We start from the raw sequence: 13,463 nt of genomic DNA on the forward strand, positions 1-13,463 counted from the left end.
CGCATGATCCATATCCGCCCGATGACCGCAGACGATTTCGAGCGCTTCTGGCCCACCCTGCAGGCCACGGTGCAGGCCCGGGAAACCTATGCGCTTGACCCGCACATGACCCCCGAGCAAGGCCGCCACTTATGGCTGGAGCTGCCCCTGTATACCTGGGTGGCAGAGGAAAACGGGGAACTGCTGGGCTCGTACTACCTCAAGGCCAACGCCGCAGGGCCTGGGGCGCACGTGGGCAATTGCGGCTATGTGGTCACGCCGCAGGCGCGTGGCCGAGGAGTGGCGCGTCTCATGTGCGAGCATTCGCAGAAACTGGCGCGCCAGGAAGGCTTTCTGGCCCTGCAGTTCAACTCGGTGGTCGCCAGCAACGAGGTGGCCGTTGCCCTGTGGCACAAGCTGGGTTTCGAAACGGTAGGCCGCTTGCCCAAGGCTTATCGCCATGCCCACCTGGGGCTGGTGGACTGCTTGGTGATGTACAAGTGGCTGGCCGATGAGCCAGTGGTGGAAACCCCGCCCCTGCTGATCGGGCGCAAGAACATCGAGGCGCGGGTGTCACGCAGACGCGGGCGGTAGCACCGCCAGCCGCGCCGGCCCCGCATCGTTCAGCGGGGCCGGGCACCTGGGTTAGAAGGCCAGGCCCACTTTTACACCGAACTCGTCACGCTTGAGCTTGGTGTTGTCGGCAACCGGCGAGTTATCGTCCAGCTTGTACTCGGTGCGGGTGTAGTACACACCGGCCTGCACCGGCATGGCGCCCTGCTGGTTCATCAGCATCGTGACTTCAGCATAGGGGTTGGTGCGGTCTTTCAGGTCAACCGTGTCGCTGCCGAAGTCATCCACTTTCAGCCGTGCGCGGCCGTCCAGGGTGTGACGGGCACCCACTTCCACGCGCAGGGTCGAGGCGTCGAACTGGTGGTTGTAGCCCAGCGCGGCCTTGGCGAACGGCGACTTGAGGGTGAGCTTGGTGTCCAGGTCGTTGATCTCGGGCTCGTAGCGCGACCAGCTGTAGCCGCCGCCGACGGTCACGTCGACGAAGTTGCGCGCGTCCAGCGCCGCACGCCAGCCAAGGTCCAGGTCAGCCTGGGCTTCCTTGAGCTTGTTGTCGTTCTTCTTGCCGTATTTGGCCTCTGCGCCGATCTGGTAGATGAAGCCGGATTCGGCAGTCATCTTGTTGCCGAAGGTGGCAAATACACCGCCCTGGCCCATGTGATCCTTGTCCGTTTCGCTGCCGCCTTCGAACTTGAACTTGTCGTAGGAGCCCAGCAGGCCCAGGGTGAACAGCGGGTCCGTGCTTGGCGCTGCGGTGGCAGCCAGCGGAGCGGCGACCAAGGCGAGCAGGCAGGTGTGGCGCAGCAGGTTACGAGCAGACATGCGAATAGTCTCCATGACGTATTGACGGGTTGTGCACGAGCGCTTCGAGCGCTGCCTGTTCAGAAAAGTTCGAAATAAAAACACCTGAAACGCGAACGCCGTTCAAAGGCCCTCTGAAGGCCCACAACCCGCGCATTTGACGCCCGCGCTGTTCAATGGTCAGATGCGCGCCAGTTTCAGGTGCCCTGCGCCGCCGTGCGCAGGGTGAAACGGGAAGCCGGTGCGTCGTGTAGCCACGACAAGTCCGGCGCTGCCCCCGCAACGGTAAGCGAGCGAACCTTTCGACACACCACTGTGCACCTGCATGGGAAGGTGAAAGGTTCATGCCCCTCGCAAGCCCGGAGACCGGCCTGAAGCTCCCTATGGCAACCCGCGGTGGGCGGGCGCAGGCCAGTGCCTGCGCGCGCCTGCGTGCCAGGTGCGCCTTTGCGTGTATTCCACCGGGATTCCTTCTTTCCTGCAGCAGTGGAACGACATGTCCCGTATCTTCAAGCTACACCCCTTGGCGGCCTGCCTGGCCGTCGCCGTGCCGGCCCAGGCCGACACCCTCCCGGCAGCGGCCCTGGCCCTGCCCTCCACGGCGGTCACAGGTGCCTATGACAGCGCGGCCGCCAACCTGGCAACGCCCAGCCAGGCAGGGTCGCGCCTTGGCCTCAGCCCGCTGGAAACCCCGGCCAGTACCAGCACCCTTGGCACCGCCGAGATCCAGCAGCGCAACAATGCCACCGTGCAGGAGGCCGTCACGCGCTCGCCCGGCATCACCTTCATCGGCTCACCGGGCGATGGCGGCACAGGGCTGTCTGCCCGTGGCTTCACCGGCCACGGCTCGGTCATGACCTTGTTCGACGGCGCACGCCTGTACACCGGGGCGGGCACCCAGACCTTCCCGGTGGACCCGTGGATGGTCGAGCGCATCGAGGTGGTCCGTGGCCCGGCATCCGTGCTGCACGGCGAAGGGGCGACCGGCGCGGTAGTCAACGTGATTCCCAAGAAACCCCTCGCCGGCGAGGTGCGCAACCACCTGCGTGTGGGCTATGGCTCCTGGGATCGCCAACAAGTGGGCCTGGACAGCGGTGGCAGCCTGAGCGAACGCCTGAGCTACCGGCTGAACCTGAACCAGCAAGCAGGCAACGGTTGGGTCGACCGCACCCCCTCCCGTAGCCAGGCCCTGAGCATGGCGCTGCGCTTCGACGCCAGCGAGGACCTCAGCTTCACCCTCGCCCACGACCGCGGTGACGCCACGCCAGCCAATTACTACGGCACGCCGCTGATCGACGGCCACTACCGCAGCAGCCTGCGCAGCAAGAACTACAACGTGCAGAATGACCAGCAGCACTACGTGGACCAATGGACGCGGCTGACCAGCGAGTGGGCGCTGAACGATCATGTCGGCGCCAGCAACCAGCTGTACTACATCAACAGCCGTCGCCAGTGGCGCAACGCCGAGGACTACCGCTGGGCCCCCGAGCAGGGCCAACTGCTGCGCGGCAGCTTCCTGCAGATCCGCCACAACCAGGAACAGTTCGGCGACCGCCAGACCTTCGATTTCGACCACGCCTTGTTCGGCCTGCCGAGCAAGACGGTGATCGGCGCCGAGTACAACAAGGTCCGGTTCAATGTGGACAGCAACGCGCCCTATGACGATATCGGCGGTGATTACATCGACCCGTGGCAGCCCCGCCCAGGGCCGTTCCAGAGTGCATCGCCGTTGCGGCCACAGACCCTCTCGACCACGCACACCTTTGCCCTGTTTGCCGAGAACCGCCTGCAACTGACCGACAAGCTGGCACTGGTGACCGGCCTGAGGCGGGATCAGAACCACATCGACCGGGACAACCTGGTGGATGGCAGCCGCAGCGACCGCAGCCTGCAGGGCGGCAACTGGCGCGCGGGGCTGGTGTATGCACTGAGCGAGGAGGTAGCGGTGTATGGCCAGTATTCCACCAGCCAGGACGGCGTCGACAACCTGATCAGCCTGCGCCCTTCGCAGATGCACTACGACCTCACCGAAGCCCGGCAGGCCGAGGTGGGGTTGAAGCAACGGTTCTGGAACGGCCAGGGCGAATGGACGTTGGCGGCCTACCACATCGTCAAGAAGAAGCTGCTGGTGGACGACCCGCTCACCCACGAACAACAGCAGGCAGGCCAGCAGACCTCCGACGGGTTGGAAGCCACCCTGGAACTGGCGCTGGCGCACCAATGGCAGGTGTCGGCCAACGCCGCGTTGCTGCGGGCGCGCTATGACCAGTTCGACGAAAACGTCGGTGGGGTGAACCTGGACCGCTCGGGCAACCGCCCGGTCAACGTGCCCAGGCGCACCGCCAACCTGTGGCTGAGCAAAGGCCTGGGCCAGCAGGTACAGGCCGGCATCGGGGCGCGCTTTGTGGATGAACGCTATGCCAACAACGCCAACACCCAGAGCGCCCCGGGCTACACCGTGGTCGATGCCAACATTGCCTGGCAGGTACAGCCGGATGTGCGGCTGGGGCTGCAGTTGAACAACCTGTTCGACCGCCAGTACGTGGTGTCGGCATTCAGTGGCGAGCAGTGGCTGATGGGCACGCCCCGGTCGTTGTTCGCCACGGTGGACTACCGCTTCTGACAAACCCGCCGTCGCCATGCGGCGGCGTACTCCACCCATACCACGGCCGGCAAAAATGCCTACCGTGACGACAGATATTAGTTATAAGATAACGTTTCATTTGAAACTCACCTTGCCAGCGAAATTTCATGACAAGCGCAAACGCCACCCCCACCCTGCTCACCCAGCGCCTGCAGAGCATCGATGCCCTGCGCGGGCTGGTGATGCTGTTCATGCTTCTGGACCATGTGCGCGAAACGTTCTTCCTGCACAAACAGGTCAGCGACCCGATGGCCATCGACACCACCGAGCCCGCGCTGTTCGTCAGCCGCACCCTCGCCCACCTGTGCGCCCCGGTGTTCGTCCTGCTCACCGGGCTGTCTGCCTGGCTGTACGGCGAGAAGCACCAAGGCCGTGCCGATGTCGCGGCCTTTTTGTTCAAGCGCGGGCTGTTTCTGGTGGTGCTGGAGTTCACGCTGGTCAACTTCGCCTGGACATTCCAGCTGCCGCCCACGGTCATCTACCTGCAGGTGATCTGGGCCATAGGCATCAGCATGCTCGCCCTGTCGCTGCTGGTATGGCTGCCACGGGCCGCTTTGCTGGCGCTGGGCGCGCTCATCATTGCCGGGCACAACCTGCTGGACGGCGTGCATTACGATGCAGGCTCCGCTCTGCATGTGCCTTGGGCGATCCTGCACGACCGTGGCTGGCTGGAAGTGTCGGAGCACCTGCGCCTGCGCACCTCCTACCCGGTGTTGCCGTGGGTGGGTGTGATCGCCCTTGGCTATGGCCTTGGGCCCTGGTTTGGCCGCGCCAGCCAACCTGCGCAGCGTCAGCAACGCCTGCTGCTGGCAGGCGCAGGCACGTTGCTGGGCTTTGTATTGCTGCGCCTGTTCAATGGCTATGGCGAAGCGCCCTGGGCGGCCTACCCGAATGTTGTGCAAACCCTCATGAGCCTGTTCAACATCACCAAATACCCCCCGTCGCTGTTGTTCCTGGCCTTGACGCTGGGCACCGGCCTGTTGCTGCTGCGCGGCTTCGAGCGCGCCGGCCAGGCCCGCTGGGTCGCTGCGCTGGCAGTGCTGGGGGCGGCGCCGATGTTCTTCTACCTGCTGCACCTGTACGTGCTCAAGGTGCTGTACCTGGCAGCGGTCGCTGTGTTTGGCCTGAACCAGGGCGCGTACTTCGGCTTCGACAGCATCGGCGCCGTATGGGTGGGGGCGGCATTGCTGGCCCTGGCGCTGTACCTGCCCACCCGCGGGTTCGCCCGCCTGAAGGCGCGCAGGCGGGACATTGCCTGGCTGAAGTATTTCTAAAAGCGTTTCACCCGGCGGCGTGATGGTCTACCATGCGTGCCGCCGGTTTCCATCACGGAATCAATAGGGAATCCCAGGCCCCGTTCCACAGGGCCAAACGGAACTGCCCCCGCAACTGTAAGTGCCGAGCCTGCTCCCTGCATGCCACTGGGTCACACACCCGGGAAGGTCGGAGCCAGGCCATGACGCACCAGTCAGGAGACCTGCCGGCACCTATACAACCAACCGGCGGGGTGTCCGGGATGGGCTTTGCGTTTTGCCTTCTGCTACCGGCAGGGGCTCGGCGATGCCTGCCCGCACGTTCCTTCCGTGAACTGCCCGATAGGAGATCGCCCCGCATGCTGCCCCGTATTGCCACCCTGTTCGCCGGCCTGGGCTTTGCCGGCCTGGCCCAGGCTGCTGCTACCCACTACCCGCTGACCCTCGACAACTGTGGCAAGCCGCAGACCTTCGACCACGCGCCGCAGCGGGCCGTGACCATCGGCCAGGCCGGCAGCGAGATGCTCTATGCACTGGGGCTGGGCGACAAGCTGGTGGGCACCTCGCTGTGGTTCAACGACGTGCTGCCTGAGTACCAGGCGCAGAACGCCAAGGTACCGCGCCTGGCCGACAACGATCCCAGCTTCGAAGCCGTGGTGGGCAAGCGCCCGCAACTGGTGGCTACCCAGTTCGAGTGGATGATCGGCGCCCAGGGTGTGGTGGGTACCCGGGAACAGTTCGACGAATTGCGCATACCGACCTATGTGATGCCGTCGGACTGCGAAGGCAAGGACAACCTGATGGGGGCCGATGGCACGCGCCTGCAGGCCTTTCAGGTAGACAGCATCTACAAAACCGTCAGCCAGCTGGCCGAAATCTTCGATGTGCAAGACCGCGGCACTGCCCTGAACGCCGAGTTGAAAGGCCGGCTGAACAGCGCCCTGGGGCAGCTGGCGGGCAAGGACCTGTCGCAGACCTCGGCGCTGTTCTGGTTCTCAAGCGCCGACCTGGACATCGACCCCTACGTGGCCGGGCGCCAAGGCGTGGCCGACTTCATGCTGCGCACCCTGGGGGTACGCAACGTGGTCGAATCCACTGAAGAATGGCCGACCGTAGGCTGGGAAACCCTGGCCAAGGCCAACCCGACCTGGTTGATCGTCGCACGCATGGACCGCCGCCGCTTCCCGGCCGACGATTACCAGAAAAAACTCGAATTCCTGCGTAACGACCCGGTCACCCGCAACATGGATGCGGTGAAAAACGGGCGCATCATCGTGCTGGATGCTGAGGCCATGCAAGCCGGCATCCGCCTGTTCCGTGGCCTGCAAACCCTGGCAACGGCGTTCGCCAGCGGTCACGCAGCCCAGTGACCAGCCGCCTGCCCTTCACCGCCGTGGCGGCCGTGGCCGCCCTGCTGACTGCCTTGCTGGCAGGCACCGCCATTGGTGAAAGCAACCTGTCACCCAGCCTGGTTGGCCAGGTGCTGGCCAACCACCTGTGGCAGGCGGGCTACGCGGTGGACCCGATTGATGCCGGCATTGTCTGGAACTACCGCCTGACCCGCACCCTGGTGGCCGCAGCCTGCGGCGCTGGCCTGGCGACCTGCGGCGTGATCCTCCAGGCCCTGCTGCGCAACCCGCTGGCCGAGCCCTACCTGCTGGGCCTGTCGGCAGGTGCCTCGACCGGCGCGGTGCTGGTCGGCTTGCTGGGCCTGGGCAGCATGGCGTTGAGCATGTCGGCAGGGGCATTCATCGGCGCACTGGCGGCATTCGCCCTGGTGCTGGTACTGGCCCGGGCCGCCAGCCCGGCCGGCAACAACGCCCAGGTCATTCTGGCCGGCATTGCCGGCTCGCAACTGTTCAACGCCCTCACCGCGTTCCTCATCACCAAGTCGGCCACCGCCGAGCAGGCGCGGGGCATTCTGTTCTGGTTGCTGGGTAACCTGAGCGGTGTGCGATGGCCGTCAGTGTGGCTGGCGGTACCGGTCGCAGTGCTGGGTTTGCTGGTATGCCTGTGGCACCGCCGGGCGCTGGATGCATTCACCTTCGGCGCCGATTCTGCAGCTTCACTGGGCATCCCGGTGCGGCGCACGCAGTTGCTGCTGATCAGCTGCGCGGCACTGGTGACGGCGGTGATGGTATCGATCGTGGGCGCCATCGGTTTCGTCGGCCTGGTCATCCCCCATGCCCTGCGCTTGCTGTTAGGCCCCGGTCACGGGCGCCTGTTGCCTGCCAGCGCACTGGGCGGCGCATTGTTCCTGGTAGCGGCCGACATTCTTTCGCGCACGTTGATTGCCGGGCAGGTCATCCCCGTGGGCGTGGTGACTGCGCTGATCGGCGCGCCGGTGTTCGCGTTGATCCTGGTCGCAAAACGGGGGCACTCGTGACCGCCATGGCCCCCGCGCGCATCGCACCGCTGAGCTGCCAGGGCCTGGGGCTGGACCTGGCCGGCAACACCGTACTGGACACCCTCGACCTGACCGTGCACGCCGGCGAGACCCTGGCTATCGTCGGGCCCAACGGCTCTGGCAAGTCCTCGCTGCTCAAATTGCTGGCCGGGCTGCGCAAGCCCACCCGCGGCAGCGTACACCTCATGGGCCAACCGTTGGCGCAGTTGCCCAGGCGCCAGATCGCCCAGGCCCTGGCATTGGTGGAGCAACAGGCTGATACGCTCGATGCGATCCGCGTGTTCGATGCCGTTGCCCTGGGCCGCACGCCATGGTTGTCGGCGCTTGCACCGTTCTGTGCAAACGACCGTGCCATCGTCGAACAGGCGTTGGCCGACGTGGATGCCCTGCACCTGCGCAGCCGGCTGTGGGGCGCGTTATCGGGTGGTGAACGCCAGCGCGTGCATATCGCCCGCGCCCTGGCCCAACAGCCGCGCCTGCTACTGCTGGATGAGCCCACCAACCACCTGGATATCCAGCACCAGCTAAGCCTGTTGCACCAGGTGCAAGCCTTGCAAGTGACCACCGTGGTAGCCCTGCATGACCTCAACCAGGCCCTCACCTGCCACCGCGTGGCGGTGCTCGACAAAGGCCGCCTGGTTGCCTTGGGCAAGCCGCTGGAGGTGCTCACGCCCCAGCGCCTGCTCGACACCTTCGGTGTGCATGCCCACTACCTCACCGACCCCTACGACGGCGCGCGCATCCTGCGCTTTCGCGCCCCTTGAACCAGGAAGTTCTGCCCATGTCGTTGCGCCCTGTTGCCTTGCTGCTCGCCAGCGCCCTGCTCGCCCCCACAGCCCTGGCCGAGGTTCACGAAGTGAAAATGCTCAACCGCGGTGAGGCGGGGGCGATGGTCTATGAACCTGATCACCTGCGCATCGCACCGGGCGACACGGTGCGTTTCGTACCCACCCAGAGCGGGCACAACGCTGCGAGCGTGCCGGGTTTGATGCCAGAGGGCGCTACGGCTTTCAAGAGCAAGCTCAACCAGGTCTTCGAGCAGCGCTTTACCGTGCCGGGCTTGTACGGCGTGCAATGCATTCCGCACCTGGCGATGGGCATGGTCATGCTCATTCAGGTCGGTGACGTGACCGAGGCCGCGGTGCCGGCAAGCCTGCCGGCGAGGGCCAAGGCGCGCTTCGGCGCGCAACTGCAACAGCTGGCGGCCGGCCAGTGAGAAGGTTGTCACTGGCGCTGCCACTGGTGGCGATAGCCCCCTGGGCACAGGCTGAAAATGCCCAATCCCAAAGCCAGGGTTTTGTCCAGGACGCCAGCTGGAGCGTGCTCAACCGCAGCGTGTACGATCAGCGCGACTTCAAGCATGGCGGGCGCAACGGTGCCGCGCGCAATGCCTACAAGCCGCGCAACGAGCGTAACGGCAAGGCGGAAGAATGGGGCTACGGCCTGATGGGTACCTTCCAGTCTGGTTTCACCCAGGGGCTGGTGGGGGTGGGCGTGGATGCCCACGCTTACCTGGGCGTCAAGCTGGACAGCGGCGGCGGCCGGGCGGGCAAAGCGCGCCTGCTGGCCGTGGACAACGACGGGCACCCGCAATCTGATTACAGCCGCGCAGGCGCCGCCGTGAAACTGCGCATTGCCAACACCGTGCTCACCTACGGCGAGCAACGGGTGAAAACGCCGGTGTTCAGTGCCTCCGACAGCCGTTTGCTCCCGGAAACCTTCACCGGGTTCTTTCTGGCCAGTGATGAACTGGAGGCGCTCAGGCTGGTGGCCGGGCATTTCACCGAAGACGCCGACCGCAATGCCTCCAGCCATGGCCGGGGCTTTGCGGTCAATTACTCCAATGGCCGCCAGGGTAACCAGGTCGACCTGGCCGGCGCCATCTTCACGGCCAGCCCTGGCTTCAGCGCCAGCCTGTACACGTCGCGGTATGAAGACACCTGGAACCAGCACTACCTGGGCAGCACCCTGAGCCATGCCCTGGACGAGCAGCGCAGTGTCAGCCTGGACCTCAACCTGTACCGCACCACCGACACCGGCAAGGCACTGTCGGGGCGTATCGACAACACCACTTGGAGCCTGGTTTCGCGCTACAACCAGGGGCCTCACGGCTTCAGCCTGGGCTGGCAGCAGGTGCATGGAGACACACCGTTCGACTACGTCTCGCGGGGCGCCATCTACATCGCCAATGCGGTGCAGATGTCCGACTTCAACGGGCCGAACGAAAAGTCCTGGCAGGCGCGCTACGACCTGGACATGGGTGCCTACGGCATCCCGGGCCTGGCGCTGACGGCGCTGTACGTACGCGGCTTCGGCATCGACGGCACCGGGGTAGACCCGGCAGGTGGCTATGCCTATCTGGGCTACGGCAAGGGCGGCAAGCACTGGGAGCGTGACCTTGAGGCCCGCTATGTGGTGCAGGGCGGCCGGGCCAAGGGCGTCACCTTCTCGGTCCGGCACAACGTGCACCGGGGTAACCAGGCGCAAGCCGAGCTGGATGTCGACCAGCTTCGGCTGGCGGTGGAATGGCCATTGTCCGGGGGGTTATGACAGGGGTGGCTGGCTGTACGCCAGGTCGGCGAACGCGGCTTCGAGCTCCGCATCGACATGGCCAGCAGCCCTCACGCGGGTCTGCAGGTACTGCCTGACCGTGTTGGGCCAGCGCCCTTCACGGTGCGCCGCATTGATCAGGCTCCGGGCATCCTGCCGGGTGGCACCGCGCCACAGGTCCATCAGCCTGTTTTCAAAATCATCGGAGGTCCATCCCTCCAGGCGTGCTTCGAATTCGTCCAGCAACTTGAGCTTGTACAGGGCCATGTGTGGCATCGTCCTTCTCCCTCTGCAGCGATGAAAAATCCATGTCCTGGGAGGGTAAGCACGGCCTGGCAGGCAAGGAAATGAACGCGTGGATCACTGCCGCCAGGCGTGTGTAGGGCAATTCCGTAGGTTCAGCGCAGGGGCAGCTGCATGTGGGTGGTCTGCCACACCGGATCTTGTTCAACGTCCACCACGCTGAAACCCTGGTGCTCCCAGAAGCGGATGGCGCCGGGCAGAAATGGATGGGTGTGCAGGTACAGGCAGTCTACCCCTTGCGCCTGGGCGTGCAGACGCAACCTGGCGAACAGCGCTGCTGCCAGGCCGTGCCTGCGGTAGGCCGGCAAGACGAACAGCCGCACCACCTCGACCACCTGCAGGCTGCGGTAGCAGAGCTGGGCAAAGCGGTGATCGTAGGGCAGGTAGCCAATCACTGCTACCAGGCGCCCGCCGTCCCGCGCCTCCAGAAAACAGCCAGCGCCGTCCAGGTACGTGCTGGCGAAGTGCGCCAGATCATGGGGCAAGGACGTGCCGGCGAGCATCGGGAACAATTCGCGGCGGGCCGCTTCGACAAACGTCACCACCTCATCAATGGCGTCGCGTGGAACAGGTTGCAGGGTCAGGTCGGGCATGGGGCAGCCACCGGGCAATGGAGGCCAGGTTCTACCCCAGCCGCGCGGCCATGGCAAACGACAAGGCTCGTCGGCGTTGCGCAGACACCGTTATAATCGCCAGCCTCACAGCCCAACCAGGCCATGCCATGCCTTGCCTCAACAAGTTGCTGTTGCCCCTGCTGCTGGCCCTCGCCGTTACCGCTTGCGATCAGAAACCCACCCGTGAAGAGCAGATCCTCGCGCGGCTGCCGCTGCAGGAGGCCTATACCCATAACATCGAGCGCATGGCTGGCCTGCTCGCGCGCACCCACCCCCGGTTGACACAGGCAAGCATCGAGCAGGTGCTGCGCAAACACCTCACGGTCGAGGACCAGCGCCAGGACCTGTTCCGGCTTTACAGCGAGAAAAACTTCAGCGATGCAGAGTTCGACACGATCGTCACGGCGCTGCAGGACCCGGCCAAGGCACGGGCTCTGGAGGACACGGAGAACGGCCGGCGCCTGAGCGAAAAACTCACGTCGCTGATGCGCGACACCGCTGGGGACCCCAATGTGCAAGCCTTGGCCAAACAACGCATGCAGCAGGTGGAAGACGAATTGCGCAGGCTGGACAACGCCAGCCCTGCTGGGTGATAGGCCCGGAAGCGCTAATTGGGGCGCTTAGCGCCCCAACGCATCCGATGGTGGCCATCTTGACGTCAAGCAGTTCCCCAAAGCACCGATAACCTGTAGGGTTATCGCCCTTTTTGTCGCATCTGTTCGCCCTAGAGGTCAGGATTGCCAAACGCCAAGCAAGGAATGCGGCTCGATCTGCGCACACTTATTCTGGTGCTTTGCGCCCTTACCGCGCTGGTGATGCTGTGCGCCAGCTATTTCGCCAGCTACCGGGTGCAGCGCCAGTTGCTGATCGATCACGCCTTGGAAGCCAACCGGGTCTATGCGGCAAAGCTGGCTGCCATCACTGAAACCTATATCCGCAACGCCCTGCAGCAACTGGCATTCAGCGCGGGTGTGCAGCGCCAGCAACTGGCCGACAGCGCTGCGCTACGGGCCGAAACCGACCGGGTGCTGGGCCAGAGCATGGCCTTCAACTCTACCTTCGTGATCGACGCGAACGGTGTACTGCTGTCGGTATCGCCTGCACACCTGCGCCACCTGGTGGGTGGGCGCATGCAGTCCCCCGGTGTAGAAGAAGCCCTGCACGAACGCCGCCCGCTGGTTTCCACCCCCTATGTCTCGGCAGCCAACAATCTGGTCGTGACATTGTCACAACCGATCTTCGACGCCGATGGGCGTTACCTGGGCTACGTGGCGGGAAGCCTTTACCTGCACGAGCGCAACATCCTCAACAGCCTGCTGGGCGAGCACTTTTACAAGGATGGCTCCTACCTGTACGTGGTCGACAGCCAGCGCCGCCTGCTGTACCACCCCAACCCGCAGCGGGTTGGCACAGTGGTGCAGAGCAACCCGCTGATCAACCAGCTGGGCACCTTGCGCAACGGCACCCGCCAACTGAGCAACAGCCAGGGGGTGGAGATGCTGGCAGGTTTCGCCACCGTGCCAAGTGCCGGCTGGGGCGTGGTGGCGCAGCAGCCCCTGACGCGCACACTGACGCCACTGGGGGACCTCATCCTCAACGTGGTGGGTACATCGGCGCCATTGGCCCTGGTGGGCTTCCTGCTGCTGTGGTGGCTGGCCCTGATCATCGCGCAGCCGTTGTGGCAACTGGCTGCCGGTGCCCGCACCATGGACAGCCCGGAAACCGCCGAGCGCCTGCGCCGGGTGCCTGCCTGGTACTTCGAGGCGGCCGAGCTCAAGCGCGCCCTGCTGTTCGGGCTGAACCTGCTGCAGGAACGCATTGGCCGGCTCAACCGCGACGCCCAGACCGACCCGCTCACAGGCCTTGTCAACCGTCGCGGCCTGGAGTTCAGCCTGGCACTGCTGCAGGCCGATGGCCGATCGTTCTCGGCCATCGTGCTGGACATCGACCATTTCAAACGGGTCAACGACAACCATGGCCATGAGGTGGGTGACCAGGTGCTGCGGCGCCTGGCAGAGCTGATGCGCGGCTGTTGCCGCGAGGGTGACCTGCTGTGCCGTACCGGCGGCGAGGAATTCCTCATGCTGTTGCCAGGCGCAGGCCTGGAGGTAGCGGCCAACGTGGCCGAGCGCCTGAGGCTGACGGTGCAGGATACCCCGCTGGAACCGGTGGGCGCCGTGACGGTGTCACTGGGTGTAGCGCGTTGGGATGCCAAGGGTGGCAATGAGCCTGCCGACGCGCTAGGTGCGGCTGACCGTGCGCTGTACCAGGCCAAGCAACAGGGGCGCAACCGGGTGGTTCACGCCTGACCACCTGACGGGTCGCGGCCCCTGCGGTCGTAT

At 65.1% G+C, this 13,463-nt stretch carries 13 protein-coding genes and 2 riboswitches; of the genes, 10 read left to right on the forward strand and 3 right to left on the reverse strand.

Translation table 11 applies throughout. The features are described from left to right. Nucleotides 1–3 precede the first annotated feature (3 nt). Entirely contained in the window at nt 4–573 is a 570-nt protein-coding gene (locus IAE36_RS04075) for a GNAT family N-acetyltransferase (protein ID WP_201210402.1), read from the forward strand. 51 nt (nt 574–624) lie between these two features. Here the strand turns inward: IAE36_RS04075 and IAE36_RS04080 are convergent, their stop codons facing one another. Further along, nucleotides 625–1,371, reverse strand: coding sequence for an outer membrane beta-barrel protein (locus IAE36_RS04080; protein WP_028634454.1), 747 nt, complete (start codon nt 1,369–1,371; stop codon nt 625–627). Nucleotides 1,372–1,532: 161 nt separating this feature from the next. After that, a riboswitch (cobalamin riboswitch) is annotated at nt 1,533–1,739 on the forward strand. Nucleotides 1,740–1,846: 107 nt separating this feature from the next. Here IAE36_RS04080 and IAE36_RS04085 point away from each other — a divergent pair. From IAE36_RS04085 to IAE36_RS04115, 7 genes are all read left to right on the forward strand, one after another. Next, nucleotides 1,847–3,973 carry a TonB-dependent receptor gene (locus IAE36_RS04085; protein WP_201210404.1) on the forward strand — a complete coding sequence of 709 codons (2,127 nt, stop codon included), beginning with the start codon at nt 1,847–1,849 and terminating at the stop codon, nt 3,971–3,973. A 128-nt stretch (nt 3,974–4,101) separates the two neighbouring features. Then, complete coding sequence (locus IAE36_RS04090; protein WP_201210406.1) at nt 4,102–5,268, forward strand: DUF1624 domain-containing protein; 1,167 nt, start codon at nt 4,102–4,104, stop codon at nt 5,266–5,268. 26 nt (nt 5,269–5,294) lie between these two features. After that, a riboswitch (cobalamin riboswitch) is annotated at nt 5,295–5,493 on the forward strand. Between the two features lie 113 nt (nt 5,494–5,606). Continuing rightward, nucleotides 5,607–6,617 carry an ABC transporter substrate-binding protein gene (locus tag IAE36_RS04095; RefSeq protein WP_201210408.1) on the forward strand — a complete coding sequence of 337 codons (1,011 nt, stop codon included), beginning with the start codon at nt 5,607–5,609 and terminating at the stop codon, nt 6,615–6,617. After that, on the forward strand, nt 6,614–7,633 hold the full coding sequence (locus tag IAE36_RS04100) for a FecCD family ABC transporter permease (RefSeq protein WP_201210410.1): 1,020 nt from the start codon (nt 6,614–6,616) through the stop codon (nt 7,631–7,633). Before IAE36_RS04095 ends, IAE36_RS04100 begins: the two co-directional genes overlap by 4 nt. A gap of 5 nt (nt 7,634–7,638) precedes the next feature. Next, complete coding sequence (locus IAE36_RS04105) at nt 7,639–8,418, forward strand: ABC transporter ATP-binding protein (protein ID WP_201210596.1); 780 nt, start codon at nt 7,639–7,641, stop codon at nt 8,416–8,418. Between the two features lie 17 nt (nt 8,419–8,435). Then, nucleotides 8,436–8,870: a pseudoazurin gene (locus IAE36_RS04110; RefSeq protein WP_201210412.1), complete on the forward strand. Its 435-nt coding sequence runs from the start codon at nt 8,436–8,438 to the stop codon at nt 8,868–8,870. Then, nucleotides 8,867–10,204, forward strand: coding sequence for an OprD family porin (locus tag IAE36_RS04115; protein ID WP_201210413.1), 1,338 nt, complete (start codon nt 8,867–8,869; stop codon nt 10,202–10,204). The genes IAE36_RS04110 and IAE36_RS04115 overlap by 4 nt, the downstream gene beginning before the upstream one ends. Here IAE36_RS04115 and IAE36_RS04120 read toward each other — a convergent pair. Continuing rightward, a complete protein-coding gene (locus IAE36_RS04120) occupies nt 10,199–10,471 on the reverse strand; it encodes a hypothetical protein (RefSeq protein WP_060481210.1) in 273 nt (90 codons plus the stop codon). The genes IAE36_RS04115 and IAE36_RS04120 overlap by 6 nt on opposite strands. Nucleotides 10,472–10,602: 131 nt before the next feature. Further along, a complete protein-coding gene (locus IAE36_RS04125) occupies nt 10,603–11,100 on the reverse strand; it encodes a GNAT family N-acetyltransferase (protein WP_201210415.1) in 498 nt (165 codons plus the stop codon). A 128-nt stretch (nt 11,101–11,228) separates the two neighbouring features. Between IAE36_RS04125 and IAE36_RS04130 the strand changes: the two genes are divergently transcribed. Then, nucleotides 11,229–11,714: a hypothetical protein gene (locus IAE36_RS04130; protein ID WP_201210417.1), complete on the forward strand. Its 486-nt coding sequence runs from the start codon at nt 11,229–11,231 to the stop codon at nt 11,712–11,714. 165 nt (nt 11,715–11,879) lie between these two features. After that, nucleotides 11,880–13,430 carry a sensor domain-containing diguanylate cyclase gene (locus IAE36_RS04135; protein ID WP_442967440.1) on the forward strand — a complete coding sequence of 517 codons (1,551 nt, stop codon included), beginning with the start codon at nt 11,880–11,882 and terminating at the stop codon, nt 13,428–13,430. Nucleotides 13,431–13,463: the final 33 nt, after the last annotated feature.

This window comes from Pseudomonas sp. S36 (assembly GCF_016647875.1).
Taxonomy (GTDB): Bacteria; Pseudomonadota; Gammaproteobacteria; order Pseudomonadales; family Pseudomonadaceae; genus Aquipseudomonas; species Aquipseudomonas parafulva.

Bases quoted from the DNA above. Each gene is read 5' to 3' on its own strand.
- IAE36_RS04090 (WP_201210406.1), top strand. From the start codon at position 4,102: ATGACAAGCGCAAACGCCACCCCCACCCTGCTCACCCAGCGCCTGCAG.
- IAE36_RS04130 (WP_201210417.1), top strand. From the start codon at position 11,229: ATGCCTTGCCTCAACAAGTTGCTGTTGCCCCTGCTGCTGGCCCTCGCC.
- IAE36_RS04080 (WP_028634454.1), bottom strand. From the start codon at position 1,371: ATGTCTGCTCGTAACCTGCTGCGCCACACCTGCCTGCTCGCCTTGGTC.
- IAE36_RS04125 (WP_201210415.1), bottom strand. From the start codon at position 11,100: ATGCCCGACCTGACCCTGCAACCTGTTCCACGCGACGCCATTGATGAG.
- IAE36_RS04075 (WP_201210402.1), top strand. From the start codon at position 4: ATGATCCATATCCGCCCGATGACCGCAGACGATTTCGAGCGCTTCTGG.
- IAE36_RS04085 (WP_201210404.1), top strand. From the start codon at position 1,847: ATGTCCCGTATCTTCAAGCTACACCCCTTGGCGGCCTGCCTGGCCGTC.
- IAE36_RS04105 (WP_201210596.1), top strand. From the start codon at position 7,639: ATGGCCCCCGCGCGCATCGCACCGCTGAGCTGCCAGGGCCTGGGGCTG.
- IAE36_RS04110 (WP_201210412.1), top strand. From the start codon at position 8,436: ATGTCGTTGCGCCCTGTTGCCTTGCTGCTCGCCAGCGCCCTGCTCGCC.
- IAE36_RS04120 (WP_060481210.1), bottom strand. From the start codon at position 10,471: ATGGCCCTGTACAAGCTCAAGTTGCTGGACGAATTCGAAGCACGCCTG.
- IAE36_RS04135 (WP_442967440.1), top strand. From the start codon at position 11,880: ATGCGGCTCGATCTGCGCACACTTATTCTGGTGCTTTGCGCCCTTACC.
- IAE36_RS04095 (WP_201210408.1), top strand. From the start codon at position 5,607: ATGCTGCCCCGTATTGCCACCCTGTTCGCCGGCCTGGGCTTTGCCGGC.